General features: G+C 61.2%; 22 protein-coding genes. 13 read left to right on the forward strand and 9 right to left on the reverse strand.

Going from position 1 to position 22,604, the window contains the following annotated elements; translation table 11 throughout:
• Positions 1-19 precede the first annotated feature (19 nt).
• Positions 20-439 carry a hypothetical protein gene (locus AF70_RS07765; protein WP_019581328.1) on the reverse strand — a complete coding sequence of 140 codons (420 nt, stop codon included), beginning with the start codon at positions 437-439 and terminating at the stop codon, positions 20-22.
• 97 nt (positions 440-536) lie between these two features.
• Here AF70_RS07765 and hrpB point away from each other — a divergent pair, with 97 nt between their 5' ends.
• Positions 537-3,053, forward strand: coding sequence for an ATP-dependent helicase HrpB (gene hrpB / locus AF70_RS07770; protein ID WP_028938847.1), 2,517 nt, complete (start codon positions 537-539; stop codon positions 3,051-3,053).
• Between the two features lie 83 nt (positions 3,054-3,136).
• On the opposite strand, the gene AF70_RS07775 is transcribed toward hrpB, so the two are convergent.
• Entirely contained in the window at positions 3,137-4,216 is a 1,080-nt protein-coding gene (locus AF70_RS07775; protein WP_019650904.1) for an endonuclease/exonuclease/phosphatase family protein, read from the reverse strand.
• Positions 4,217-4,290: 74 nt separating this feature from the next.
• Positions 4,291-4,965 (reverse strand): YciC family protein, encoded by a 675-nt coding sequence (locus AF70_RS07780; RefSeq protein ID WP_019581325.1) that lies wholly within the window; start codon positions 4,963-4,965, stop codon positions 4,291-4,293.
• Positions 4,966-5,142: 177 nt separating this feature from the next.
• On the opposite strand from AF70_RS07780, the gene AF70_RS07785 reads away from it, so the two are divergent.
• From AF70_RS07785 to AF70_RS07795, 3 genes are all read left to right on the forward strand, one after another.
• A complete protein-coding gene (locus tag AF70_RS07785; protein WP_028938848.1) occupies positions 5,143-5,916 on the forward strand; it encodes a DUF2076 domain-containing protein in 774 nt (257 codons plus the stop codon).
• A gap of 159 nt (positions 5,917-6,075) precedes the next feature.
• Entirely contained in the window at positions 6,076-6,555 is a 480-nt protein-coding gene (locus AF70_RS07790) for an NYN domain-containing protein (protein ID WP_018925783.1), read from the forward strand.
• Between the two features lie 22 nt (positions 6,556-6,577).
• Complete coding sequence (locus tag AF70_RS07795) at positions 6,578-7,189, forward strand: PolC-type DNA polymerase III (RefSeq protein WP_028938849.1); 612 nt, start codon at positions 6,578-6,580, stop codon at positions 7,187-7,189.
• 131 nt (positions 7,190-7,320) lie between these two features.
• On the opposite strand, the gene AF70_RS07800 is transcribed toward AF70_RS07795, so the two are convergent.
• Positions 7,321-7,767: an Lrp/AsnC family transcriptional regulator gene (locus tag AF70_RS07800; protein WP_028938850.1), complete on the reverse strand. Its 447-nt coding sequence runs from the start codon at positions 7,765-7,767 to the stop codon at positions 7,321-7,323.
• Positions 7,768-7,931: 164 nt separating this feature from the next.
• Here AF70_RS07800 and yedA point away from each other — a divergent pair, with 164 nt between their 5' ends.
• Together yedA and AF70_RS07810 are read left to right on the forward strand one after the other, a co-directional pair.
• Positions 7,932-8,864 carry a drug/metabolite exporter YedA gene (yedA, locus tag AF70_RS07805; protein WP_028938851.1) on the forward strand — a complete coding sequence of 311 codons (933 nt, stop codon included), beginning with the start codon at positions 7,932-7,934 and terminating at the stop codon, positions 8,862-8,864.
• 65 nt (positions 8,865-8,929) lie between these two features.
• Entirely contained in the window at positions 8,930-10,264 is a 1,335-nt protein-coding gene (locus tag AF70_RS07810) for a DEAD/DEAH box helicase (RefSeq protein ID WP_028938852.1), read from the forward strand.
• Between the two features lie 36 nt (positions 10,265-10,300).
• On the opposite strand, the gene AF70_RS07815 is transcribed toward AF70_RS07810, so the two are convergent.
• Together AF70_RS07815 and AF70_RS07820 are read right to left on the reverse strand one after the other, a co-directional pair.
• Positions 10,301-11,542, reverse strand: coding sequence for a TIGR03862 family flavoprotein (locus tag AF70_RS07815; RefSeq protein WP_028938853.1), 1,242 nt, complete (start codon positions 11,540-11,542; stop codon positions 10,301-10,303).
• A 185-nt stretch (positions 11,543-11,727) separates the two neighbouring features.
• Positions 11,728-12,648, reverse strand: coding sequence for a histone deacetylase (locus tag AF70_RS07820; RefSeq protein ID WP_019650911.1), 921 nt, complete (start codon positions 12,646-12,648; stop codon positions 11,728-11,730).
• 90 nt (positions 12,649-12,738) lie between these two features.
• On the opposite strand from AF70_RS07820, the gene AF70_RS07825 reads away from it, so the two are divergent.
• The 3 genes from AF70_RS07825 to AF70_RS07835 all read left to right on the forward strand — a co-directional run bounded on the left by AF70_RS07825 (position 12,739) and on the right by AF70_RS07835 (position 14,874).
• Positions 12,739-13,308 (forward strand): GNAT family N-acetyltransferase, encoded by a 570-nt coding sequence (locus AF70_RS07825; RefSeq protein WP_028938854.1) that lies wholly within the window; start codon positions 12,739-12,741, stop codon positions 13,306-13,308.
• A gap of 106 nt (positions 13,309-13,414) precedes the next feature.
• On the forward strand, positions 13,415-14,284 hold the full coding sequence (tesB, locus tag AF70_RS07830; RefSeq protein WP_028938855.1) for an acyl-CoA thioesterase II: 870 nt from the start codon (positions 13,415-13,417) through the stop codon (positions 14,282-14,284).
• Positions 14,281-14,874 (forward strand): HAD family hydrolase, encoded by a 594-nt coding sequence (locus AF70_RS07835; RefSeq protein ID WP_028938856.1) that lies wholly within the window; start codon positions 14,281-14,283, stop codon positions 14,872-14,874. Before tesB ends, AF70_RS07835 begins: the two co-directional genes overlap by 4 nt.
• A 32-nt stretch (positions 14,875-14,906) precedes the next feature.
• Here AF70_RS07835 and AF70_RS07840 read toward each other — a convergent pair whose 3' ends face one another.
• From AF70_RS07840 to AF70_RS07850, 3 genes are all read right to left on the reverse strand, one after another.
• Positions 14,907-15,869 (reverse strand): alpha/beta fold hydrolase, encoded by a 963-nt coding sequence (locus tag AF70_RS07840; protein ID WP_028938857.1) that lies wholly within the window; start codon positions 15,867-15,869, stop codon positions 14,907-14,909.
• Positions 15,869-16,762, reverse strand: coding sequence for a neutral zinc metallopeptidase (locus tag AF70_RS07845; RefSeq protein WP_028938858.1), 894 nt, complete (start codon positions 16,760-16,762; stop codon positions 15,869-15,871). The genes AF70_RS07840 and AF70_RS07845 overlap by 1 nt, the downstream gene beginning before the upstream one ends.
• A 158-nt stretch (positions 16,763-16,920) precedes the next feature.
• The gene (locus AF70_RS07850) at positions 16,921-18,639 is read right to left on the reverse strand and encodes an FAD-dependent oxidoreductase (protein WP_028938859.1); all 1,719 of its coding nucleotides are present in this window, start codon (positions 18,637-18,639) and stop codon (positions 16,921-16,923) included.
• A gap of 174 nt (positions 18,640-18,813) precedes the next feature.
• Here AF70_RS07850 and AF70_RS07855 point away from each other — a divergent pair, with 174 nt between their 5' ends.
• The 4 genes from AF70_RS07855 to AF70_RS07870 all read left to right on the forward strand — a co-directional run bounded on the left by AF70_RS07855 (position 18,814) and on the right by AF70_RS07870 (position 22,604).
• Complete coding sequence (locus AF70_RS07855; RefSeq protein ID WP_019581312.1) at positions 18,814-19,590, forward strand: IclR family transcriptional regulator; 777 nt, start codon at positions 18,814-18,816, stop codon at positions 19,588-19,590.
• 144 nt (positions 19,591-19,734) lie between these two features.
• Positions 19,735-20,790 carry a Gfo/Idh/MocA family protein gene (locus tag AF70_RS07860; RefSeq protein WP_028938860.1) on the forward strand — a complete coding sequence of 352 codons (1,056 nt, stop codon included), beginning with the start codon at positions 19,735-19,737 and terminating at the stop codon, positions 20,788-20,790.
• Between the two features lie 2 nt (positions 20,791-20,792).
• A complete protein-coding gene (locus AF70_RS07865) occupies positions 20,793-21,608 on the forward strand; it encodes a sugar phosphate isomerase/epimerase (protein ID WP_028938861.1) in 816 nt (271 codons plus the stop codon).
• A gap of 117 nt (positions 21,609-21,725) precedes the next feature.
• On the forward strand, positions 21,726-22,604 hold the full coding sequence (locus tag AF70_RS07870) for a DMT family transporter (protein WP_018925799.1): 879 nt from the start codon (positions 21,726-21,728) through the stop codon (positions 22,602-22,604).

Consider the following 22,604-nt stretch of genomic DNA (forward strand, 5'->3'; position numbering starts at 1 on the left):
GTTCCTTCAAATGCACGAATTATGCAGCCGGTTGCAGGCCGAACATAGCCAGTTGCTGGGCGCTGCCCTTGTGCTGGATCAGGCGCGGATCGTCCAGCGGGAAGCTGCGGCCCAGTTCACTTTCGAGAATAGTCTGCAACTTGTGGTTATCGACCTTGCCGTCGGCACCGATCGCTTCCTTGAGTTTTTCCGGGGCCACCTGAGCGGTCCGGCCGGGCTCGAAGTAAATGGCACCGGTGGCGAAGTCGACTGCAAAGGCGATCAGGCCGGGGATGATATAGAACAGCAGACCCACGGCATCCAGCGCGGCAATGGCCGGGTCGATCTTGCCGTCAATCTGGCCGCGGCGATCGGGGTAGAAAATCGAGCCGCAGGCGGTCATTTGGGTCAGCAAGGACGCGATCAATACACCGCCGATCAAGCGAAAGGGAGCACGCATTTGAAATCTCCTGGGTTATCTAGGAACGAAGCATCGTCGATATGAATTAGGACCGCGCTGAACGCCGTTATACTCGCCGCTCTGTTTGGGAGCCAGTATGATTTCTTTGCCGATTGATGAAGTTTTACCCGCCCTGCGTGAAGCCCTCGCTACACGCCACGAAGCCGTGCTCGAAGCACCGCCCGGTGCCGGTAAAACCACCCGGGTACCGTTGGCCTTGCTTGATGAGCCGTGGCTGGCCGGGCAGACCATTCTAATGCTCGAACCGCGCCGATTGGCAGCGCGGGCGGCGGCGGAGCGCTTGGCCAGTGAATTGGGCGAGAAGGTCGGCGAAACCGTGGGCTATCGCATTCGTCTCGACAGCAAGGTCGGCCCCAATACCCGCATCGAAGTGGTCACCGAAGGCATCCTCACCCGGCGCTTGCAGGATGACCCGGCGCTGGAAGGCGTGGGCTTGCTGATTTTCGATGAATTCCACGAGCGCAGCCTCGATGCCGACCTGGCGCTGGCCCTGAGCCTGAATGGCCGGGAGCTGTTCCGCGACGATCAACCGCTGAAAATCCTCTTGATGTCGGCAACCCTGGAAGGAGAACGCCTGGCCGGGTTGCTGGATGACGCGCCAATCCTGCGCAGCGAAGGGCGCATGTACCCGGTAGCGATGCGCTGGGGCCGGCCGTTTCAGCCCGGTGAGTTCATCGAGCCAAAGGTGGTGCAGACCATCCTCGACGCACTGAACGATGAAACCGGCAGCCTGCTGGTGTTCCTGCCGGGGCAGGCGGAAATTCGGCGGGTGCATCAACAATTGGCCGATGCCTTGGGCGAGGGCACGCCGGTGTTGCTGTGCCCGCTACACGGCGAACTGGACCTGGCGGCGCAGCGGGCGGCGATTGATCCGGCGCCAGCGGGCAAGCGCAAAGTGGTGCTGGCCACCAACATCGCCGAAACCAGCCTGACCATCAATGGCGTGCGCGTGGTGATCGATGCCGGGTTGGCGCGCGTGCCGCGTTTCGACCCCGGCAGCGGCATGACTCGCCTGGACACCCAACGCATTTCCAAAGCCAGTGCCACGCAGCGCGCAGGCCGGGCCGGGCGTTTGGAGCCCGGCGTGTGTTATCGCTTGTGGTCGCAGGATCAACACGAGCAACTGGCGGCTTACGCCAGTGCGGAAATCCTCTCGGCGGACCTTGCCGGGCTGGCCTTGCAACTCGGTCGTTGGGGCGTGACGCCGGTGCAGTTGGTTTGGCTCGATGTTCCTCCGGCAGCGGCTTATGCACAGGCCCAGGATCTGCTTGAGCGCTTGGGCGCGCTGGAGGGCGAAGCGCTGACCCGTCATGGTCAGGCCATGGCCGAACTACCGGCCCACCCTCGGATCGCCCATTTGCTGCTACGTGGCCAGGCGCTCGGTCTGGCCGACATGGCCTGCGATGTCGCGGCACTGCTTGGTGAGCGCGATATCTTGCGTGGTGCTGGCGCGGACCTGCACAGCCGACTGGTGCTGCTGTCCGGCGAAGAGCGGGCCGCTCGCGGTGCGCAGGGCGGTGTTCAACGGGCCCGGCAACTGGCGCGGCAGTATCGCGGTTATTTGCGCGGCAAAGCGTCGGAGCCGGTCAGCGATCCCGAGCATCCGCGTTGGCTCGGTGCGTTGCTGGCATTGGCTTATCCTGATCGGGTCGCTCAACAGCGGCGGGCCGGTGGCGCTGAATATCGCCTGGCCAACGGTCGCGCAGCACTGTTCGCCGAAGCCGACAGTTTGATGAAACAACCGTGGCTGGTGATCGCCGATCTGGGCAGTCGTCAGGGCCAGCGTGAAGAACGGATTTATCTGGCGACGGATTTTGATCCGGCGCTGTTCGACTCCGTGCTGGCCGAACAGGTGCGGTGTGTCGATCAACTGGATTGGGATGAGCGCGAAGGTGTGCTGCGGGCCGAGCGTCAGCGCAAGGTCGGCGAGTTGATCCTCAGCCGCGAACCGCTGACCGGGCTCGATGAAAGCGCTCGCAGTCAGGCATTGGTGAATCTGGTGCGACGCAAAGGTCTGGAGCTGTTGCCCTGGACGCCAGAGCTGCGTCAGTGGCAGGCGCGGGTGGCGTTGTTGCGGCAGTTGGATCTCGCGGGTAAAGGCGAGAGCGAATGGCCGGATGTCAGCGACGCAACCTTGCTCAAAAGCCTCGAACACTGGCTGATGCCGTACCTGGGCAAAGTCTCGCGGCTCAGTCACTTCGCCAATCTGGACCTGTCGAGCATCGTTCACAACTTGCTGCCGTGGCCGTTGCCGCAACGGCTCGAAGAGCTGGCGCCGCATCATTTGAGCGTGCCGTCGGGTTCATCGATTCGTCTGGATTACAGTGAACAGCCACCGATTCTGGCGGTGCGGTTGCAGGAGTTGTTCGGCCTGGCCGAGACCCCGCGCATTGCGGGTGGTCGGCAAGTGGTGAAACTGCATCTGTTGTCCCCGGCGCGGCGGCCAGTGCAGGTGACTCAGGATTTGGCGAACTTTTGGCGCAGTACGTATGCCGAGGTGAAGAAGGATTTGAAGGGGCGGTATCCGAAGCACTACTGGCCGGATGATCCGCTGGTGGCCGAGGCGACGGCGCGGATCAAACCCCGTAAATAATATCGACGGCCCCGCATTGCGAGGGACTTGTGGCGAGGGGGCAAGCCCCCTCGCCACAAAGGCTGGCAATGTGCCGGATGAATTTAAGGCGCGGCCGGCAACAAAAACCGCGCAATCACCGGCAAATGATCGGAAATGCGCAACGTATCGTCCTGCCGCACCCGCGCTTCGACCCGTTTGATGCGCGGGCTGTAAAACAGGTAGTCGACGGTCCGGTCCGGCCCGTTCAAGCCGGGATCATTCGGGTAATGGGTCAACCATTGTGCCCGGTCGATACCGCTGGCTTCGTTGTTGGTGGGGATCATCGGGTATTTGTCCCACAGCACATGCAGCGCGCTGTCGGCAGAGTAGGGTGTGCGTTGCTCGGCGGGCAGGCGTTGATACTGGCCCAGTGGCAATAGATTGAAATCACCACCGATCAACCACGGCGTGCCGCGGCTTTCGAACTTGTCGAGCACCTTGGCCACAGCCGTCACCTGGGTTTGCAAGGTATCGTCGAGCTGGCTGGCGCGGTCCAGATGGGTGTTGAGCACGGCCATCTGGCCACCGTCGTTCAATGCCAGGTACGTGACCAGCAAGGCGTCTTTCGGCTTGAACTGACGGCTGATGACATTGGCCGGCGCGACCGGCAATTGCAGGCGTTCGGCGTGTTCGATCCGGTAGCGGCTCAGGGTTGCCAATTGCCGGCCAACGCTGCCGAAGATGTGCAGTTCAGGTACGAAGTCGGCTTTCCAGTCGAAGGCCTGAGTGGTGCACGGATACAGGTCGGTGACCCGATCCTGAAGTAATTTGAACTGGTTCTGGTAGTCGCTGGCCTTGGCGCCGTCATCGAGTTCCTGCAACAGCACGATGTCCGGTTGCTCGTCGCGAATCACCCGCGCCACTTCGTCGAGGCTGAAGGCCATGTCTTCAGGTGTAGGGGTTTCGTCGTCTCCTGCGGCCAGGTCGTTCCAGAACACGTAGCGCTTGCCGGCCAGATACTGGACGTTCCAGGTCATCACCTTCAACGCCTGGCCGGGCACCAGCGTCGGCGCCTGGGCGTTGCAACTGACCGGCAGCGCTTCCTTGGCGTCGGGACGCCAGGTCAGGCTGTAGATCAGCAATGCAATCAGGCTGATGGCGATCAGCAGGCACAGCAGGGTGTAGCGCAGTAGACGGGGCATCGCTCGGCTTATCGCGTTACAAGATTGACCCCGAGCATAACCGAGAGCAGCGCCAAAGCCCAAGGGTAGAGCGGTCAGAGCCGCTCATCAGATTTCTCGGGCGCATCGGCGATCAGCATGAACAAACGGAACAGCACCACGCTGGTGAACAGCTGCAGGAAGCTGTGGGCGCTGTCGATCAGCAGCGAGATCACCGGGTTCTGCGGGTCAGGGTAAACCGCCAGCGTCGCTCCCTTGAGCACCCACAGCGGGCCCATCACGCACAGAATGCACACCAGGATGCGTATGAAATGCCCGCGGGTCAGGCGCAGGCTTTCCTTCATCGCCGCCAGCGGTGCCAGGCCGCGCAGCACCAACAGGTACTCGCCGAACGCCAGCGTCACCATCAGCCAGATGCCCGGCAGGAAATAGAGCGACAGGCCGATCAGGATCAGCAATGTATTGAGGGCGGTCAGCACGGCGAAGCGCGGCCACAGGGTCGCGGCGGCGGCCAACAGGTCGCGGGTACGTGGCGATTCGCCTCGGCTGCGGGCATCGAGAAACAGGATCAGCGCGGCGGTGTACAGCGGATACACCAGCAAGCCGACAATCACACTGATGCCGGCGAAACTGTCCGGCCCGGTAGAGCGGTCGACTACTTGTTGCAGCAGCGCCTCGACAATCACCAGCGGCAGGCACAGCTGCACGATCTGGCTCAGATTGCGCTTGAAGAAATACAGAGAGTCACGCAGTACATCGAACGAATTCATCAGTCGGTATCGCAGGTTGAAAGCAGTGCCTCACTTTAACCGATCAACCCCTTCGGGGCACAAACGTAAACGTTCGGTAAAGGTCATTGAAACATCCTGTATCAGCCCCATTACTGGTGAGCACCTTATCCACTGTGGGTGAGGGCAATGATATTCCCGGCAATCTACGAGGTCGCCATGAACAGCGAAGAACAAACCCTGATCGATGGACTGTTTTCCCGGCTGCAACAGGCCGAAACGGACTCAGCCCCGCGCGACGCCCAGGCCGAGACGCGGATCAAGGAACACCTGACTCGCCAGCCAGCGGCGGGCTATTTCATGACCCAGGCGATTCTGGTGCAAGAGGCAGCCATCAAGAGCCTCGACGAACAGAACAAGCAACTCACCCAGCAAGTCCAGCAATTGCAGGCCGAACTGCAACAGGCCAAGGCGCAGACAGCGGCGCCGGCGCCAAGCGGCGGCTTTTTGTCGAGCATTTTCGGCGGCGCTTCCCGTGATCCGCAGCCTGCGCCGACTCAAAGCGCAGCCCCCTCGAATGGCGGCTGGCGTGAACCAGGACGGCCGTCGTTCAACTCGCAGCCGCAGCAAAACTTCGGTGCACCGCCTGCTCAGCAGAGTTTCGGAGCGCCGCCTCAGCAGAATTACGCACCGCAACAGCCTGTCGGCAGCGGTTTCCTCGGCGGTGCATTGAAAACGGCAGCGGGTGTGGCCGGTGGCGTGATGCTGGCGCAAGGCATCAGCAGCCTGTTCCATCACAATCAGCAGCCGGAAGTGGTTGAAGTCATCAAGGAAGAACCGGCCAAGGTCAACGATCAGAGCGATAGCAGCGGTTGGGGCAATGATCAGCGCGTGGCTGACAACTCCAGCGATCAGGGCGGTTTCACCGACGCGGATTACGATGATGACAGTTCATCGTTCTTCGGTGGCGATGACGACGACTCCTTCATCTGACCTGCCATTCGTCCGGAGCGCCATGGCGCTCCGGGCCGATTATTCGCGGAACAATCCTTCTGGCTGGCATACTGGGCGACTTTTCGGGCCTGGAGCCTGATCCAGCCCGCGCGCCTGTGCGCCACGACCCCGCGCGCCAACGCGCTGAGAGGATGTACGGTGAAAAAAATCGCAGTGTTCGCCGATGTCCAGAACCTCTACTACACCGTGCGCCAGGCCTATGGTTGCCACTTCAACTATGCCGCCTTGTGGGCTGACGTCAGCAAGCAGGGGCAGATCGTCGAGGCCTACGCCTATGCGATCGATCGTGGCGACAGCAAACAGCAGCAGTTCCAGCAGATCCTGCGCAACCTCGGCTTCGTCGTGAAGCTCAAGCCCTACATCCAGCGCAGCGACGGTTCGGCCAAAGGCGACTGGGACGTGGGCATCACCCTCGACATCATGGACGCCGCCGACCATGTCGACGAAGTGGTGTTGGCCTCTGGCGACGGCGATTTCGACATGCTGCTGGAGCGCATCATAGCCAAGCACGGCGTGCAGGCGGTGGCCTACGGCGTGCCGGGCCTGACGGCCAACTCGCTGATCCGCGCCGCCAGTCGTTACGTACCGATCGAAGGCGCGTTGCTGCTCAAGAATTGATTTTTACGGAGTTGAAACAGGTTTGGAACGCATAGCAGTCATCGACTTTGAAACCACCGGGATCTCCCCGAGCAGCAGCTGCCGGGCCACGGAAATTGCCGTGGTGATTCTTGAACAGGGGCGCATCGTCGAGCGTTACCAAAGCCTGATGAATGCCGGCGTGCGGGTGCCGGCGTTCATCGAACAACTGACCGGCATCAGCAACGCCATGCTGCGCACCGCCCCCTCGGCCGAGCAGGTGATGAACGAGGTCAACGAATTCGTCGGCATCACGCCGCTGCTGGCGCACAACGCTGCGTTCGACCAGAAGTTCTGGGACTACGAGCTTGGGCGAATCAAACGTACACGCTTGCAGAACTTTGCCTGCTCGCTGTTACTCGCCCGCCGCCTGATGCCTGCCGCGCCGAACCACAAACTCGGCACCCTCACCACCTTCGCCCGCCTGCCCAATACCGGCAAGGCTCACCGGGCCATGGCCGATGCGGAAATGGCCGCCAACCTGACGGCGCATCTGGCGCAAGAGCTGCGGCAAAAGCATGGATTGCGCGAGTTGTCCCATGATCTGTTGTGCAGCCTGCAGAAAGTGCCGGCGGCGAAGATCAATGAGCATTTGAAGCGGTATCGCGGGTTTTAAGGTCTTGTAGTGTTTCTACTGGCCTCTTCGCGGGCAAGCCTCGCTCCTACGGATTTATGGGCGCCCCGACATTGGGGTCGCCTCAAAAACCGTAGGAGCGAGGCTTGCCCGCGAAGGCGTCAGTCGCCTCACTATTTCCCCTCCAGTTGACCCAACGGCACGCGTTTTTCGATGGCGCTCGACAACACAATCGAGGTCTTGCTGAACCCGAACGTGGCGATCCGGTTGATCAACTCTTCCAGCTCCGGCATCGAGCCTACCGCCGCTTGCATGATCACGCACGGGTCGCCGGTGACGCGATGGCATTCGGTGAGCTGTGGGATTTTGATCAGTTCGTCGTAGGTTTTCTGTTTACCGTGCTGGTTCAGGCGCAGTTCGATGACGCACTGGATCGGCAGGCCGATTTTGGACATGTCGACTGTCGCCTGGTAACCAGTGATCACCCCGCAGGCCTCAAGTTTGGCAACGCGTTCGGCCACCGCCGGAGCGGACAGGTTCACCTTGCGCGCCAGATCGGCGTAGGACGCACGACCGTTTTCCAACAGGGCGCTGAGGAGCATGCGGTCGTATTTGTCCATCGTGGCCTACCTGAAAAATGACTGACTTTCGAAAGCACGGTTTATAGCGTCGAACTCCGTGTTTTGAAAAGTGTACCGGCGCTATAAACAGGTTTTGTAGCTTATTTTCCGCTGTTGGCCTTTCTAGAATAGCGGCTCTCCTTGTCTTGTTCATCGAGCTGCCCATGTCTGGTCTACGCCGTTTTTCCTTACCGCTGATCGCTGCTTTTTTCGCGTTGTACGTGATTTGGGGGTCGACCTACCTGGTGATTCGCATCGGCGTGCAGTACTGGCCGCCGTTGCTGCTCGCGGGTATCCGCTTCGTGCTCGCCGGGACGTTGATGTACGCGTACCTGCGCTGGCGCGGGGCGCCGGCGCCGACCTGGGCGCAGTGGAAAGCGGCGGGGATCATCGGGATTTTGCTGCTGACATGCGGTAACGGTGCGGTGAGCGTCGCCGAGCATACGGGCGTAGCCTCTGGCGTGGCCGCGTTGGCGGTGGCGACGGTGCCGCTGTTTACCTTGTTGTGCGGATATTTCTGGGGCGCGCGTAATACCCGTCTCGAATGGGCCGGGATTGTGCTCGGGCTGATCGGTATTGCCATGCTCAACCTCGGCTCCAACCTGCAATCGAGCCCGTTGGGCGCAGCGTTGCTGGTGTTCGCGGCGGCGTCCTGGGCCTTCGGCTCGGTGTGGAGCAAACACTTGCCGTTGCCTCAGGGCGCGATGGCTAGTGCTGTGGAGATGCTGGTGGGTGGCGTGGTGTTGCTGATCGGCAGTGCGGTGAGTGGCGAGCGTCTGGAAAGTCTGCCGCCGATCGAAGGCTGGGCGGCGCTGGCGTACCTGATCCTTTTCGGCTCGATCATCGCCTTCAACGCCTACATGTACCTGTTGAAACACGTGCGGCCGGCCGCAGCCACCAGTTATGCCTACGTCAACCCGGCGGTGGCGGTGTTGCTAGGGATCGTATTCGTTGGCGAGACCATCGGTGTCGAGGAAGCGCTGGCCATGGCGGTGATCATCAGTGCCGTGGTGTTGATCGGGTTGCCGCAGTGGCGCCGTGGTACGGATCGGTCGGCCCCTGCTGTAGTGGTGCCGACAGAATCCCGAGCGAATTAGGGTAAACTGCGCGCCATTGCACACTTGTGTCGCACAAACGCGCTGATTTTTCCTACGGTACTCCCATGACTTTCGCCACCCTTGGCCTGATCGAACCCTTGCTGCGCGCCCTTGAGACGCTCGGCTACCAGACCCCGACGCCGGTTCAGGCGCAAGCGATTCCGGCGGTGCTGGCCGGTCGCGACCTGATGGCCGCGGCCCAGACCGGCACCGGCAAAACTGCCGGTTTCGCCTTGCCGCTGCTGCAATTGCTGGCCATGGAAGGGCCGAAAGTCAGCGCCAACTCCGTGCGCGCGCTGATTCTGGTGCCGACCCGCGAACTGGCCGAACAGGTTCACGAAGCCGTGCGCCAGTATGCCGAGAACCTGCCGTTGAGCACCTACGCGGTGTACGGCGGTGTCAGCATCAACCCGCAAATGATGAAGCTGCGCAAGGGCGTCGACCTGTTGGTAGCGACCCCTGGCCGCTTGCTCGACCTGTTCCGTCAGAACGCGCTCAAGTTCAACCAGTTGCAAACCCTGGTGCTGGACGAAGCCGATCGCATGCTCGATTTGGGCTTTTCCGAGGAGCTGGGGAATATCTATAAAGCCCTGCCTTCGAGACGTCAGACGCTGCTGTTCTCCGCGACCTTCTCCGATGCGATCCGCATGCTGGCCGGGCAAATGCTCAACGACCCGCTGAGCATCGAAGTCAGCCCGCGCAACGTGGCCGCCAATACCGTCAAGCAATGGGTGGTGACGGTGGACAAAAAGCGCAAGCCGGAGTTGTTCGTTCACTTGATGCGCAAGGGCAAGTGGAAGCAGGTGCTGGTGTTCGCCAAGACCCGCAACGGCGTAGACGCGTTGGTGGAAAAACTCCAGGGCCTGGGCGTCAATGCCGACGGCATCCACGGCGACAAACCTCAGGCGACCCGTCAGCGGGCGCTGGATCGTTTCAAGGCCAGCGAAGTGCAGATCCTTGTGGCCACCGACGTGGCTGCCCGTGGTCTGGATATCGAAGATTTGCCGTTAGTGGTCAACTTCGACCTGCCGATCGTGGCCGAGGACTACATCCACCGCATCGGTCGTACCGGCCGTGCGGGCGCAACCGGGCAGGCTATTTCGCTGGTCTGCGCCGATGAAGTGAATCAGCTGTCAGCCATCGAGATGCTGACCCGTCAGACGTTGACTCGCCAGATGGAGCCGGACTTCGAACCTGAACACCGCGTGCCGGATACCGATGCCAGCGGTCAGGTGATCAAGAAGCCGAAAAAACCGAAGAAGCCCAAAACCTCCGGTGGCGGCAAGCGCAACCTGGGTAAATGGGTCGAGAGCGGTGAGGCGTCGGCGCCGGAGCCTTCGATCAAGCCGGTACGTAAAGTGCCAGTGTTCAATACCGGGCCGCGTAAGCGTAAGCCTTGATCCTCTGAAGATCGTTCCCACGCAGTGTGGGAACGATCAGCGTCGGTTCTTCAACCACTCCACCATCCCCAACCCCGCCGCTCGCCCACTGGCGAAACACGCGGTCAGCAGATAGCCGCCGGTCGGCGCTTCCCAATCGAGCATTTCCCCTGCGCAGAACACGCCGGGTAGTTGCTTGAGCATCAAACGTTCATCCATCGCTTCGAACATCACGCCACCGGCACTGCTGATGGCTTCGTCCAATGGTCGGGTTTTCACCAGCGTCAGCGGCAATGCCTTGATTGCTTTGGCCAGCAGGGCCGGATCGGCAAAACAGTCAGCCGGTGTCAGTTCCCGCAACAATGCTGCTTTCACGCCATCAAGCCCAAGCTGACTGTGCAGGTGTTTGGCCATGGAGCGTGAGCCGCGCGGTTTGCTCAGCGCTGCCTGGACTTTATCCACAGGCTTGCCCGGCAACAGATCGAGGTGAAGGGTTGCCGAGCCGTGTTGATTGATCGCTTCGCGGATCGCTGCCGACAGGGCGTAGATCAAACTGCCCTCAATTCCCGTGGCAGTGATCACGCACTCGCCGAGTCGCGGCGCGTCGTCATTGAGGCCGATGGCGATGTTTTTCAGCGGGCTGCCGGCGAATTTGCTGACCATCAATTCGCTCCAGGCCTGCACTTCGAAGCCGCAATTGCTCGGTTGCAATGGCGCCAGCCCTACACCACGCTGTTCCAGCGGCAGCATCCAGGCACCGTCCGAGCCCAGGCGCGACCAGCTGCCGCCGCCGAGTGCCAGCAGGCTCGCATCCGCGTGAACGGTTTTTTCGCCTTCGGGGCTGTCGATGCGCAAATCACCGTTGTTATCCCAACCGAGCCAGCGATGGCGGGTGTGGATAACTACGCCGGCATCGCGCAGGCGTTTGAGCCAGGCACGCAACAGGGGCGCGGCTTTCATGTCGGTGGGAAACACCCGGCCGGAGCTGCCGACAAAGGTTTCGATGCCCAGGTCATGAATCCATTGGCACAAGGCTTCGGCGCCGAACGAGCGTAACAGCGGGGCAATCTGTGGCGCCCGTTCGGCATAGCGTGAGAGAAATGCCGGGTAGGCCTCGGAGTGGGTGATGTTCATGCCGCCGACCCCGGCGAGCAGGAATTTTCTCCCCACTGAAGGCATGCCGTCGTACAGATCGACCTTGATCCCGGCCTGGCTCAACACTTCAGCCGCCATCAAGCCGGCGGGGCCGCCGCCGATGATGGCGACGTGAGGGGGGAGGGAAGTGGAGGGCTGGGTCATGGCGAGAGCTGCGGCGTGGCGGAATAAGCCGCGCATTCTACCAGCCCTGCTCCCTGTGAGAGGATTCGAGGGCTGGTTAAAAAACAACCACCGCTCTGTAGCCTATACCCCGCATGGGCTGCAGGCCCTTTCACTCAGGTTATCCACAGGCGGTTCCACAGGCATTGTGGGTAAAGACTCACACATCAATGACAACCTGATGACTGCCACACCCGTTGGGCGCTGTGATGGAGGATGCCATGACGGCGCGCCAGGGCCTTGCGGTCCTTGCTGTAGCCGCCGCCGATCACGCCGACCACCGGAATATCCCGGCCCAGGCAATGGCGCATCACGCTTTCATCACGAGCGGCGACGCCTTCGTCGGTCAGCTTCAGATAACCCAGGGCGTCATCCTTGTGCACGTCGACACCGGCGTCGTACAGCACCAGATCCGGTTGATAGAGCGGCAGCAAATAGTTGAGCGCATCGTCCACCACCTTCAGGTAATCGGCATCGCCCATGCCCATCGGCAACGGGATGTCCCAGTCGCTTTCGGCTTTGCGTGCAGGAAAATTCTTTTCGCAGTGCAGGGAAACGGTCACCGCTTCTGGGGTGTTTTGCAGGATTCGTGCAGTCCCGTCGCCCTGATGCACATCGCAATCGAAGATCAACACCCGATTCACCCGGCCACTTTCCAGCAGGTAATGGCTGATCACCGCCAGGTCATTGAAGATGCAGAACCCGGCAGGGTGATCGTAATGCGCGTGGTGTGTGCCGCCGGCCAGGTGACAAGCCAAGCCATGTTCCAGCGCCTGTTCGGCCGCCAGCAGCGAACCGCCGACCGCCCGCACTGTGCGCCGGGCCAGTGCTTCGCTCCAGGGCAGGCCAAGGCGCCGCTGGTCTTCGCGGGACAACTCGCCATCCATGTAGCGTTCGATATACGCAGGGTCATGGGCGAGGGCGAGAATATCCGCCGGGCACAGCTCCGGGCGCAGCAGGTCGATGTCACGGGTCAGGCCACTGTCCACCAGGTGATCGCGCAGCAGGCGAAACTTGTCCATGGGGAAGCGGTGATCCGCCGGGAACTCGGGACTGTAGTCTTCGTGGTAGATCAGGGGCAGGGGCATGGCTGATTTATCGGGGAAGCATGTAGGAATGAGTGAACGATCCTACCAGCGATGTAGACTTGCGGCATGGAAACAGAGAGGCGGGGCACGATGGAGCCGATACTGGAACTCGAAAGCGCGCGACTGTCATTACGGCAGTGGCGCGATGAGGATTTGCCGGCGTTTGCGGCGATGTGCGCCGATCCACAGGTGATGCGTTATTTTCCGGCACCCTTGAGTCGGCTGGAAAGTGCCGCGCTGATCGGGCGGGTTCGCGGGCATTTTGCCGAGTATGGCTTCGGCCTCTGGGCACTGGAGCGCAAGGACACCGGAGCGTTCATCGGGTTTACCGGGCTGAGTGTGGTCGGCTTTGACGCACCGTTCACGCCAGCCATCGAAATCGGCTGGCGCCTGGCGCGCGAGCACTGGGGCCTGGGTTATGCCAGCGAGGCGGCATGGACCGCTCTGCGCTGTGGGTTTGATCGCTTGGCACTGCAAGAGGTCGTGGCGTTCACCACCGAAACCAACCTGCCTTCGCAAAAAGTCATGCAGGCGATCGGCATGCACCATGCCCCCGCCGATGACTTCGAGCACCCGCGGCTTGCAGAGGATCATCCGCTGCGCCCGCACGTGTTGTACCGCATCACCCGTGAGCAATGGCTGCAAACCTTGCATGGATAAGCAGGCACGGACGTTTACAATGGCCCTCATGTTGAACCGGGCCATAAACTGAATCGACCGCCGCAGCCCAGACTGCGCGGCATTGCTTTGTGTGAGGAGAGTCTGAATGAGCCAAGTGTTGGAAGATCTGGTAGACCTGCTGACCCTGGAACCGATTGAAGAAAACCTGTTCCGTGGCCGCAGCCAGGACCTGGGTTTCCGTCAGTTGTTCGGCGGCCAGGTGCTCGGCCAGTCCCTGTCGGCGGCCAGTCAGACAGTCGAAGAGACGCGCCATGTGCACTCGATGCACGGTTACTTCCTGCGTCCGGGCGATGCGAAGTTGCCGGTGGTGTATCAGGTCGATCGGGTGCGCGATGGCGGTAGTTTCAGCACGCGCCGGGTGACGGCGATCCAGAAGGGCAACCCGATTTTTACCTGCAGCGCCTCGTTCCAGTACGACGAAGAAGGCTTCCAGCACCAGAGCGAAATGCCGCAAGTGGTCGGCCCGGAAAATCTGCCGTCGGAGCTGGAGCTCACTCAGCAGCGCGCACACCTGATCCCGGAGCACATGCGCGAAAAACTGCTGTGCCCGAAACCGATCGAATTCCGCCCGGTGACCGAGAAAGATCCCTACAACCCGCAGCCTGCCGATCCGGTCAAATACGTCTGGTTCCGCGCCGATGGTGCGTTGGCTGACACTCCAGCGCTGCACAAATACCTGCTGGCCTACGCGTCGGACTTCGGCCTGCTGACCACCTCGATGCTGCCCCATGGCAAATCGGTCTGGCAGAAAGACATGCAGGTCGCCAGCCTTGATCACGCGTTGTGGTTCCACGCCGACCTGCGCGCCGATGACTGGTTGTTGTACGCCATGGACAGCCCGTGGGCCGGCAACTCGCGTGGATTCTCCCGTGGCAGCGTGTTCAACCGTGCCGGGCAACTGGTGGCCTCGGTCACTCAGGAAGGCCTGATTCGTCATCGCAAGGACTGGATATGAGCCTGGCCGAGGTGCGGCACTGGGTGTTCGACATGGACGGCACCCTGACCGTGGCCGTGCATGACTTCGCGGCGATCCGCGTGGCGTTGGCGATTCCTGCAGAACACGACATCCTCACTCACCTCGCTGGGCTGCCGGCCGAAGAAGCGGCGGCCAAACATGCGTGGCTGCTGGAACACGAGCGGGATCTGGCGCTGGGTTCGAAACCGGCTCCGGGCGCGGTGGAACTGGTGCGTGAGTTGGCCGGGCGCGGTTATCGCCTGGGTATTCTCACGCGCAATGCCCGTGAGCTGGCGCATGTCACGCTGGAGGCGATTGGCCTGGCCGATTGCTTTGCGGTGGAGGATGTACTGGGTCGCGATGAAGCGCCGCCCAAACCGCATCCCGGTGGTTTACTGAAACTGGCCGAAGCCTGGAAGGTGCCGGCGAGTGAAATGGTAATGGTCGGTGATTACCGCTTCGATCTGGATTGTGGTCGGGCGGCGGGGACACGGACGGTGCTGGTGAACCTGCCGGATAATCCGTGGCCGGAATTGACCGATTGGCATGCGCGCGATTGCGTGGAGTTGCGGCAGCTGCTTTCGGCTTGAGAGATTGGGCGTCCGATCAGACGCCCCAAAACTCACTGCCCGAACAACGCCTTTTGCCCCTCGGGCGAGGTAAACATCCCGTCCCCATCGTGCCCGACGCCGGGCACTTCGATCAGCTGCTGACTCAATCCTTGAGGATGGCGCCGTTTCAGATAATTGAAATAATTGCTCCCGCGAATCAAACGAGAAGCGCCCTGGGCTTTGGCTTCGCAACTTTTATCCAGCGCCGGGTGATTCGGGTCGATGTCCTGCTGCCCGAGCAAATAAACGATGTCGCGTTTGACGTAGTTTTCTTCCAGCTGCGCAGGCGTTTGCCCATTGGCATAGGCGGGCAAGTCCGCCAGCCCATACTTCCAGCGATTGAAGTTCGGACACCCCGCGTGACTGAACGCCACCGGCCGTTGCTCATTGAAATAGGCATACGACGAAGGATTGGCGATCACATAACGCACCTTCACCCCTGCCGTGTCGAGGGCTGGCTGAGGGTGGCTCAACATGGCGTAACGCTGAACCACCTGAGCGCCGCCCGAGTGACCGGCAATGACGATTTGCTTCACGTCCGGAAACTGTCGCCGATCACCCAGGCGAGCGATGATTTCGTCGAGCGCCGCGTAGGAGCTCAGCGTAAATGGCGCGGTGGATAAGCCGCCGGCCATCCAGTCATTGCCGTGCCAGCGTAAAACGCTGTCAGGCACCGGGTGGCTCGCGATGTCGGTTTCATTGAGAAACTGCGGGGCGAGCACTAAGGTGTTATCGCTTTGCCCGGCTTGCTGGGCCGCGTGCTCGGCGCTCTGGCGGTAGGTTTCAGCGTTGCGCAAACGACCATGAATGATGATCAGCACCCGTTCGATGTTCTTCGCCGGTGTCGGGCCGATGCCCACCGCGATTTCGCCGGCGCTCAACAGCAGGCGCCCGGAACTGATCTCCTTGACCCCCTGCTCGGCAGCCTGGGCGCTTGTGCAGGTGATCAACAGAGCTAACAACCACTTGTGCATTACAGATTCTTCGCGGCAAAGGTATCGCACTGGCCAACCTGGCCTTGTGCAAATCCGGCTTTGAACCAGCGCACCCTTTGCGCTGACGTACCATGAGTGAACGAGTCCGGTACCACGCGGCCCTGACCTTGCTGCTGCAAGCGGTCATCGCCGATGGCGTTGGCGGCGTTCAAGGCTTCTTCGATGTCACCGGGTTCCAGCCAGTTCAGGCGCTTCTGCGCAATGTTGGCCCAGACCCCGGCCAGGCAATCGGCCTGCAGTTCCTGACGCACCAGCAAACCACCGTCGCCCTCCATTTGCCGGCCCTGCTGCCTAGCGGTCTGAATCTTCGCCGAAACGCCGAGCAAGGTCTGCACGTGGTGTCCGACTTCGTGAGCGATCACGTAGGCCTGGGCGAAATCACCTGCGGCGGAAAAACGCTGGGACATTTCCTGGAAGAAACTCATGTCCAGATAGACCTTCTGGTCTGCCGGGCAATAGAACGGACCAGTCGCCGACGTCGCCAATCCGCACGCCGAGTTCACCTGATTGCTGAACAGCACCAGGGTCGGGTCTTTATATTGCCGACCGGCCTGTTGGAAAATCTGGCCCCAGGTGTCTTCGGTGTCGCCGAGGATCGAGCGCACGAATTCGGCGTTTTCATCATTGGCCGGCGGTGCCTTGCGGGTGTGGGTGGTGGTTGGGGCCGATTGCTCGCTCATTTGTCCGGTCAATTGACCGAGGATCTGCATCGGGTCCTGGCCGGTGATCCAGCCGATCCCGACGATCAACAGGATCGCCGTCAGGCTCAGGCCCTTGCCCCCGCCGAAGCGCATCCCGCTGCCCCCACCGCCGACATCATCGCCACGGGCATCGACCACGTTGTCGCTGCGTCGGCCTTTTTTCCATAGCATGGGGGGGAATCCTCGTTTGAATATGGTGATGAGTGTTGCTGGTCAGTGAGAGCGGCGCCAGTCCGGTCGTCTGTCTTTTACTCGGCTCGAAATATTTCAGACTTGTATTGAACATGGATCGCCCGTCGAATTCCCTCAGACGATGGTTTTTTATCAGATCAAGTCCGTCCCACGCCGGCGATATGCCGGGCAGCGATGTAGCCGAAGGTCAGCGCCGGGCCGAGATTGATGCCACCAGCGGGATAGTGACCGCCCATGATGCTGGCCATGTCGCCGCCCGCCGCATACAACCCGGCGATGGCCTGCCCCGACTCGCCAAGAACCTGGGCATGTTCATTGACCTTGAGCCCGGCGAAGGTGCCAAAGCAGCCAGGCTGAACCTTCACGGCGTAGAACGGGCCTTGTTCAATCGGCGCGACGCACGGGTTGGGTTGCTGCAACGCATCGCCCTGTTTGCGGTTGTAGGGCGTCGAGCCACGACCGAACAACGGATCTTCGCCGTTGCGCGCATGCCGGTTGTAATCATCCACCGTGCTGCGCAATCCGTTTGGGTCGATGCCGCAGGCCAGGGCCAATTCCTCGACAGTGTTGCCGGTTTTCAGATAACCGCTGCGGATAAAGGATGACAGTGGCACCGGAAACGGCCGAGAAATTCCCAGGCCATAACGCCGTTGAAAACCATGAGTGCAGATCAGCCAGGAGGCGACTTCTTCGCCCTGCGGTGCGGCGGCGACCATGGCCGTTACGTAATCGTAGTAGCCGTCGGCTTCGTTGACGAAGCGCTGGCCGTTGCTCAATACGCCGATAATCCCCGGTTTGCCGCGTTCGATGATGTGCGGGAAGTGACCGATGCTGCCGTCACTGTGCGGCACATGCGAAACCGGCGCCCAGGCCACGGGCGATGCCATGTCGGTGTTGACCCGCGCACCGGCGCTTTCGCCCAATCGCAAACCATCACCGGCGACGCCCAGAGGCGGCAGCGCCAGGTGTTCGTTGCCGGTCGGTGTGCGGGGGAACAGCGCCTTGCGCCGCTCGATATCATTGGCGAAACCTCCGGTCGCGAGCACCACGGCCTTGCGTGCATGGATGCGGATATTGCCTTTGGCGGTACTGACGATCGCGCCTTGCACCTGATCGCCTTCGCGAAGCAACTCGGTCACCGGTGCCGATTCCCAGAGCAAGACGCCCAGGTCTTCGGCGGACTTTGCCAACCGCGCAACCAGCGCCACGCCGTTGACCAGTTGCATCGCCCGACCATGAACAGCGAGGTCGAACAAGTGCCGGGTGAAGCGCCGGGTCACGTGCCACGCTGCGGGCAAAGAGCGCGTCAGGTTGAGAAATGCGCTCAGGTCCGTTCCCGCCATGATCGGCATGCCCATGAACGAAGTTTCCCGCATGGTTTTGCGAAGGCGCTTCAGTAGCTTGCCGACTTTTCGTCCGTCATAAGGCGCAGCGATCACCGACCGTCCGCCGGTACCGGCGCCCGGCGTGTCGCCATGAATGTCGGCGATGGCGTTGCCATCGGCGAATTGCAGGGCAGTGTGTTGCTCGAAGAACGCGACCATTCGCGGGCCAGCCTCAAGGAACGCGTCGATCATCGCTGGATCGTAACGCTCACCCAATTCGTGCTTCAGGTAAGTGCGCGGTTGCTCGACGTCTTCAACGATGCCGGCACGACGCGCCAGAGGATTGCACGGCACCCAGGCCCATCCGCCGGACCACGCCGTGGCGCCGCCGAACACCGGGTCTTTCTCGACCACGATCACTTTCAAGCCATGCCAGGCCGCGGTAACGGCTGCGGACAATCCGGCCGCACCGGAGCCGACGATCAGCACATCGCATTCGATGTCCGCAAGGAGGGGAGAGTCGGCAGGCATCGTTTAAAAGCTCCATCGCGTATTTTTAGAATTTGATTCCAGAAAATATAAGAATGAGATTGGCCTCGGCAATCATTCACGGTGTAAAGAGGGCGGTTATCGGACAGCGGGTTCCAGATTTCGCATTACGTGGTTTGTCTTCTAGAATCGGCAAAATTTCGAGTGGAACCCCCCATGGCCGGCAGTCAGATCGAACGTGTTTTCAGCGTGCTGGAAAGCCTCACCAGTGACCCTCGCGGCCTGCCGATGCAGACGTTGGCGGAGCAACTGGACATCCCCAAAAGCGCGACCCACCGCCTGCTCGCCGAGCTGATTCGGCTGGGTTACGTGCGACAGAATCCGGAGAACCTGCGCTATCACCTGTCGACCAAACTGGTGGCGATGGGTTTCCGTTACTTGTCGAGCAGCGGCGCCGATATCGTGCAACCGGTGCTCGATCGCCTGGCCGAGGAAACCGGTGAGCTGGTGCGCCTTGGCGTTATTGAAGGTGAACGCCAGGTCTGGATCGCCAAGTCTCAGGGTGCCCGCTCGGGCCTGCGCTACGACCCGGACATGGGCCGTGATGCGCCGTTGTTCTACACCGCGTCGGGCCATGCATGGCTGGCGTGCATGAGCGATGCCGAAGCGTTGTCGCTGGTGGAGCGTCAGGGGAGCGAACGGCCGAAAGACCTGGGGCCGAACGCGCCGCGTTCCAACATTGAGTTACTGGAACGCCTGCGTCTGGCGCGTGAGCAGGGCTACGCCTGGGTCGAAGAGAGTTCGGCCGTGGGCACCTCGGCGATTGCGGCGGTGGTGCGCCACCCAGGCGATGGTCGAGTGATCGGTGTACTGAGCATTGCCGGGCCTAGCGCGCGGATGCCGGGGGCACGGTTGCATGAGTTGGCGCCGCTGTTGTTGAAGTTTACTGAAGAGCTGTCTGCCGCAAGTCTGGCTTCGGAGTTGTTCGTTTAGTTCTGCCCGCACAGACCCAATGTGGGCTATGCGAATCTGTGCGTTGTTCGAACACAAATTGCCGTTACTCCTGTAAGAATATGGAACTTGGTTCTAAATTATCGGAATTCATCCTTCCGACAATAATCACAAGAGAACCGCACCATGACTTCGCCCCTTCGCATCGCCCTGATCGGTGCCGGCAACATGGGCCAGCAGCATTACCGGCATCTGCAAACCCTGACGCAAGCGACGTTGTGTGCGGTAGCCGATCCCGGGCCACAAGCGGCAGGCCTCGCGGGCGAATGGGGCGTGGGGTATTTCGCTGATCACCGTCAGATGCTGGAGCAGGCGAAGCCAGACGCGGTGATCGTTGCCAACCCGAACACGCTCCACGTCAGCACTGCGCTCGATTGCCTCGCCGCCGGTGTGCCGGTGCTACTGGAAAAACCGGTGGGTGTGCACCTGGATGAAGCGCGCGAACTGGTGGCCGCGTCGAAAGCCACCGGAGTTCCCGTGCTGGTCGGCCATCATCGCCGGCACAATCCGTTGATCGTCCGCGCCCATGAACTGGTGCAGGGTGGCGCTTTGGGGCAGCTGACGACGGTGACGGCGCTCTGGCAGCTGCGCAAACCCGACAGCTATTTCGAAACGCCGTGGCGCCGCGAGCCCGGTGCGGGGATGTTGCTGACCAACCTGATTCATGACCTCGACCTGCTGCGTCATCTTTGCGGCGAAGTGCGGCAGGTGCAGGCAATCACCAGCAATGCGGTGCGCGGGTTTGCCAACGAAGATTGCGCGGCGGTGTTGCTGCAGTTCGACAACGGTGCGCTGGGCAGCCTGACCGGTTCCGACGCGGTGGCGGCGCCCTGGAGTTGGGAGCTGGATTCCGGCGAGAACCCGGCCTATCCGCGCCAGGCCGATCAGCCCTGTTACTTGCTGGCCGGGACGGGTGGTGCATTGAGCATTCCGCAGCTCAAGCGCTGGCACTACGCCGACGTCGATGGCGGATGGCATCAACCGTTGCTGGCGGAGCAGGAAAGTTTCAGCGCCGATGAAGCATTGCGTTTGCAGTTGCAGCATTTCGTGCGCGTGGCGCGCCGAGAAGTCGAACCGTTGGTGAGCGCTGCCGATGCTGCGCGCACCCTGGCGCTGGTTGAAGCGATTCGCGAGGCCGCCGAAACCGGTCGTGCCTGCACCCCGATGTTGATCGAGGAATGAACATGAGTGAGCGGATCTTTTCCCTGGCCAGCCTGACCGTGCTGGAGTTGTCTCCGCCGCAGATGGTGGACGTTGCGGCGCGTGCCGGTTACAGCCATGTCGGATTACGCCTTGAACCGGCGACACCCGAAGAACATCACTTTGCGCTGGTAGCCGATGTCGGTTTACGGCGCGAGACGCTGGCACGTCTGCGCGATACCGGCATTCGTGTGCTGGATGTTGAAATCCTGCGCCTTAAACCGCAAACCGTCGTCGCCGACTTCGAGAAGATTCTGGCGGTCGGAGCGGAATTTGGTGCCAGCGAATTGCTGGTGGCCGGTAACGATTCTGACGAACAACGACTCACCGAGAACTTCGCCCGGCTGTGTGATCTGGCGGCACCTTACGGGTTGCATCCGCACCTGGAGTTCATGCCGTGGACCGATGCACGCAATCTCGAACAAGCGGTGCGTATCGTCGAAAATGCAGACCGTGAAAACGGCGCGGTGTTGGTGGACGCGTTCCATTTCGACCGATCGGGTTCGCGGCTGGAAGATCTGGCCAAAGTTGCCCCGTCACGGTTACGGTACACACAGTTATGCGATGTCGCGGGGGCACGGCCAACGGACATGGCGGAGATTTTGCGTCAGGCGCGTAACGAGCGGCGTTTTCCGGGCGATGGTGATTGTGATCTGGCGGGGTTGTTGCAGTGTTTGCCGGCCGATATCCCGTTAAGCCTGGAGATTCCCACCGTGAAGTTGCTGGAGCAGGGTGTGAGCGGGTTGCAGCGGGCGCAGATGGCGTTGGATAAGACTCGGGAATTGTTGGCGCGGCGGTAAGCGGTGCTGCGCACCTATCGCGGGCAAGCCACGCTCCCACAGGTTATCCGGTGTTCATGCAGGAACGAGGCTTGCCCGCGAAGCTTTTGATTTTTGATGCAAAAAAAAGGATCGCTAATGACCATCAGCACCCCGCTCTCCGGCGTAAACCAACCCTTCAAGGGGATTCTGCTGATTGTCGTCGCGACCTTTCTGTTTTCCAGTCACGACGCCTTGTCGAAATATCTATCGGGGTTCTATCCGATCGTCATGGTGGTCTGGGCCCGCTATGTGGTTCACACCTTGCTGATGGCCGGGATTTTCCTGCCGCAATCGGGGTTGCGCGTCCTGCGCACCAAACGTCCGTTGCTGCAGTTGTTCAGGGCGTTGTGCCTGTTGGGCACCAGTTTGTTCTTCACCACCGGTTTGCAGTACATCCCATTGGCCGAAGCCACGGCGGTCAACTTTCTCGCTCCGGTTCTGGTCACCGCGTTGTCGGTGCCACTGCTGCGTGAGCGGGTCACTCGTGGCCAATGGATCGCAGTGATTTGCGGATTTGTCGGTGTATTGATCATCGTCCATCCCGGCGGTGATCTGTTCACGCCAGCAGTCTTGCTGCCGCTCTGCTCGGCACTTTTTTTCTGCTTCTATCAATTGCTCACCCGCAAGCTCAGTGAAGTCGACAGCCCGACCACCAGTAACTTCTTCGCCGGCCTGTGCAACACCCTGGTGATGAGCGCATTGGTGCCGTTTTTCTGGAAAGTGCCAAGCCTTGGGCATGGATTGATGATGGTTGCACTGGGCGCCTGCGGGATGACGGCGCACCTGTTTCTGACCCAGGCGTTCCGCCATGCCGCCCCCGCGCTGCTGGCGCCATTCGGCTATTGCCAGATTGTCTTTGCCGGTTTGCTCGGCTGGTTGCTGTTTTCTCACACGCCGACCCTGACCACGGTGGTCGGGATCGCGGTGATTTGCTGCAGCGGGTTGGCGGCGGCGTGGCAACAAAGCCGCCGCTGA

It is taken from the genome of Pseudomonas sp. KD5 (assembly GCF_012932895.1).
GTDB lineage: Bacteria > Pseudomonadota > Gammaproteobacteria > Pseudomonadales > Pseudomonadaceae > Aquipseudomonas.

Bases quoted from the DNA above. Each gene is read 5' to 3' on its own strand.
- AF70_RS07765 (WP_019581328.1), bottom strand. From the start codon at position 439: ATGCGTGCTCCCTTTCGCTTGATCGGCGGTGTATTGATCGCGTCCTTG.
- hrpB (WP_028938847.1), top strand. From the start codon at position 537: ATGATTTCTTTGCCGATTGATGAAGTTTTACCCGCCCTGCGTGAAGCC.
- AF70_RS07775 (WP_019650904.1), bottom strand. From the start codon at position 4,216: ATGCCCCGTCTACTGCGCTACACCCTGCTGTGCCTGCTGATCGCCATC.
- AF70_RS07780 (WP_019581325.1), bottom strand. From the start codon at position 4,965: ATGAATTCGTTCGATGTACTGCGTGACTCTCTGTATTTCTTCAAGCGC.
- AF70_RS07785 (WP_028938848.1), top strand. From the start codon at position 5,143: ATGAACAGCGAAGAACAAACCCTGATCGATGGACTGTTTTCCCGGCTG.
- AF70_RS07800 (WP_028938850.1), bottom strand. From the start codon at position 7,767: ATGGACAAATACGACCGCATGCTCCTCAGCGCCCTGTTGGAAAACGGT.
- yedA (WP_028938851.1), top strand. From the start codon at position 7,932: ATGTCTGGTCTACGCCGTTTTTCCTTACCGCTGATCGCTGCTTTTTTC.
- AF70_RS07810 (WP_028938852.1), top strand. From the start codon at position 8,930: ATGACTTTCGCCACCCTTGGCCTGATCGAACCCTTGCTGCGCGCCCTT.
- AF70_RS07815 (WP_028938853.1), bottom strand. From the start codon at position 11,542: ATGACCCAGCCCTCCACTTCCCTCCCCCCTCACGTCGCCATCATCGGC.
- AF70_RS07820 (WP_019650911.1), bottom strand. From the start codon at position 12,648: ATGCCCCTGCCCCTGATCTACCACGAAGACTACAGTCCCGAGTTCCCG.
- AF70_RS07825 (WP_028938854.1), top strand. From the start codon at position 12,739: ATGGAGCCGATACTGGAACTCGAAAGCGCGCGACTGTCATTACGGCAG.
- tesB (WP_028938855.1), top strand. From the start codon at position 13,415: ATGAGCCAAGTGTTGGAAGATCTGGTAGACCTGCTGACCCTGGAACCG.
- AF70_RS07835 (WP_028938856.1), top strand. From the start codon at position 14,281: ATGAGCCTGGCCGAGGTGCGGCACTGGGTGTTCGACATGGACGGCACC.
- AF70_RS07840 (WP_028938857.1), bottom strand. From the start codon at position 15,869: ATGCACAAGTGGTTGTTAGCTCTGTTGATCACCTGCACAAGCGCCCAG.
- AF70_RS07845 (WP_028938858.1), bottom strand. From the start codon at position 16,762: ATGCTATGGAAAAAAGGCCGACGCAGCGACAACGTGGTCGATGCCCGT.
- AF70_RS07850 (WP_028938859.1), bottom strand. From the start codon at position 18,639: ATGCCTGCCGACTCTCCCCTCCTTGCGGACATCGAATGCGATGTGCTG.
- AF70_RS07855 (WP_019581312.1), top strand. From the start codon at position 18,814: ATGGCCGGCAGTCAGATCGAACGTGTTTTCAGCGTGCTGGAAAGCCTC.
- AF70_RS07860 (WP_028938860.1), top strand. From the start codon at position 19,735: ATGACTTCGCCCCTTCGCATCGCCCTGATCGGTGCCGGCAACATGGGC.
- AF70_RS07865 (WP_028938861.1), top strand. From the start codon at position 20,793: ATGAGTGAGCGGATCTTTTCCCTGGCCAGCCTGACCGTGCTGGAGTTG.
- AF70_RS07870 (WP_018925799.1), top strand. From the start codon at position 21,726: ATGACCATCAGCACCCCGCTCTCCGGCGTAAACCAACCCTTCAAGGGG.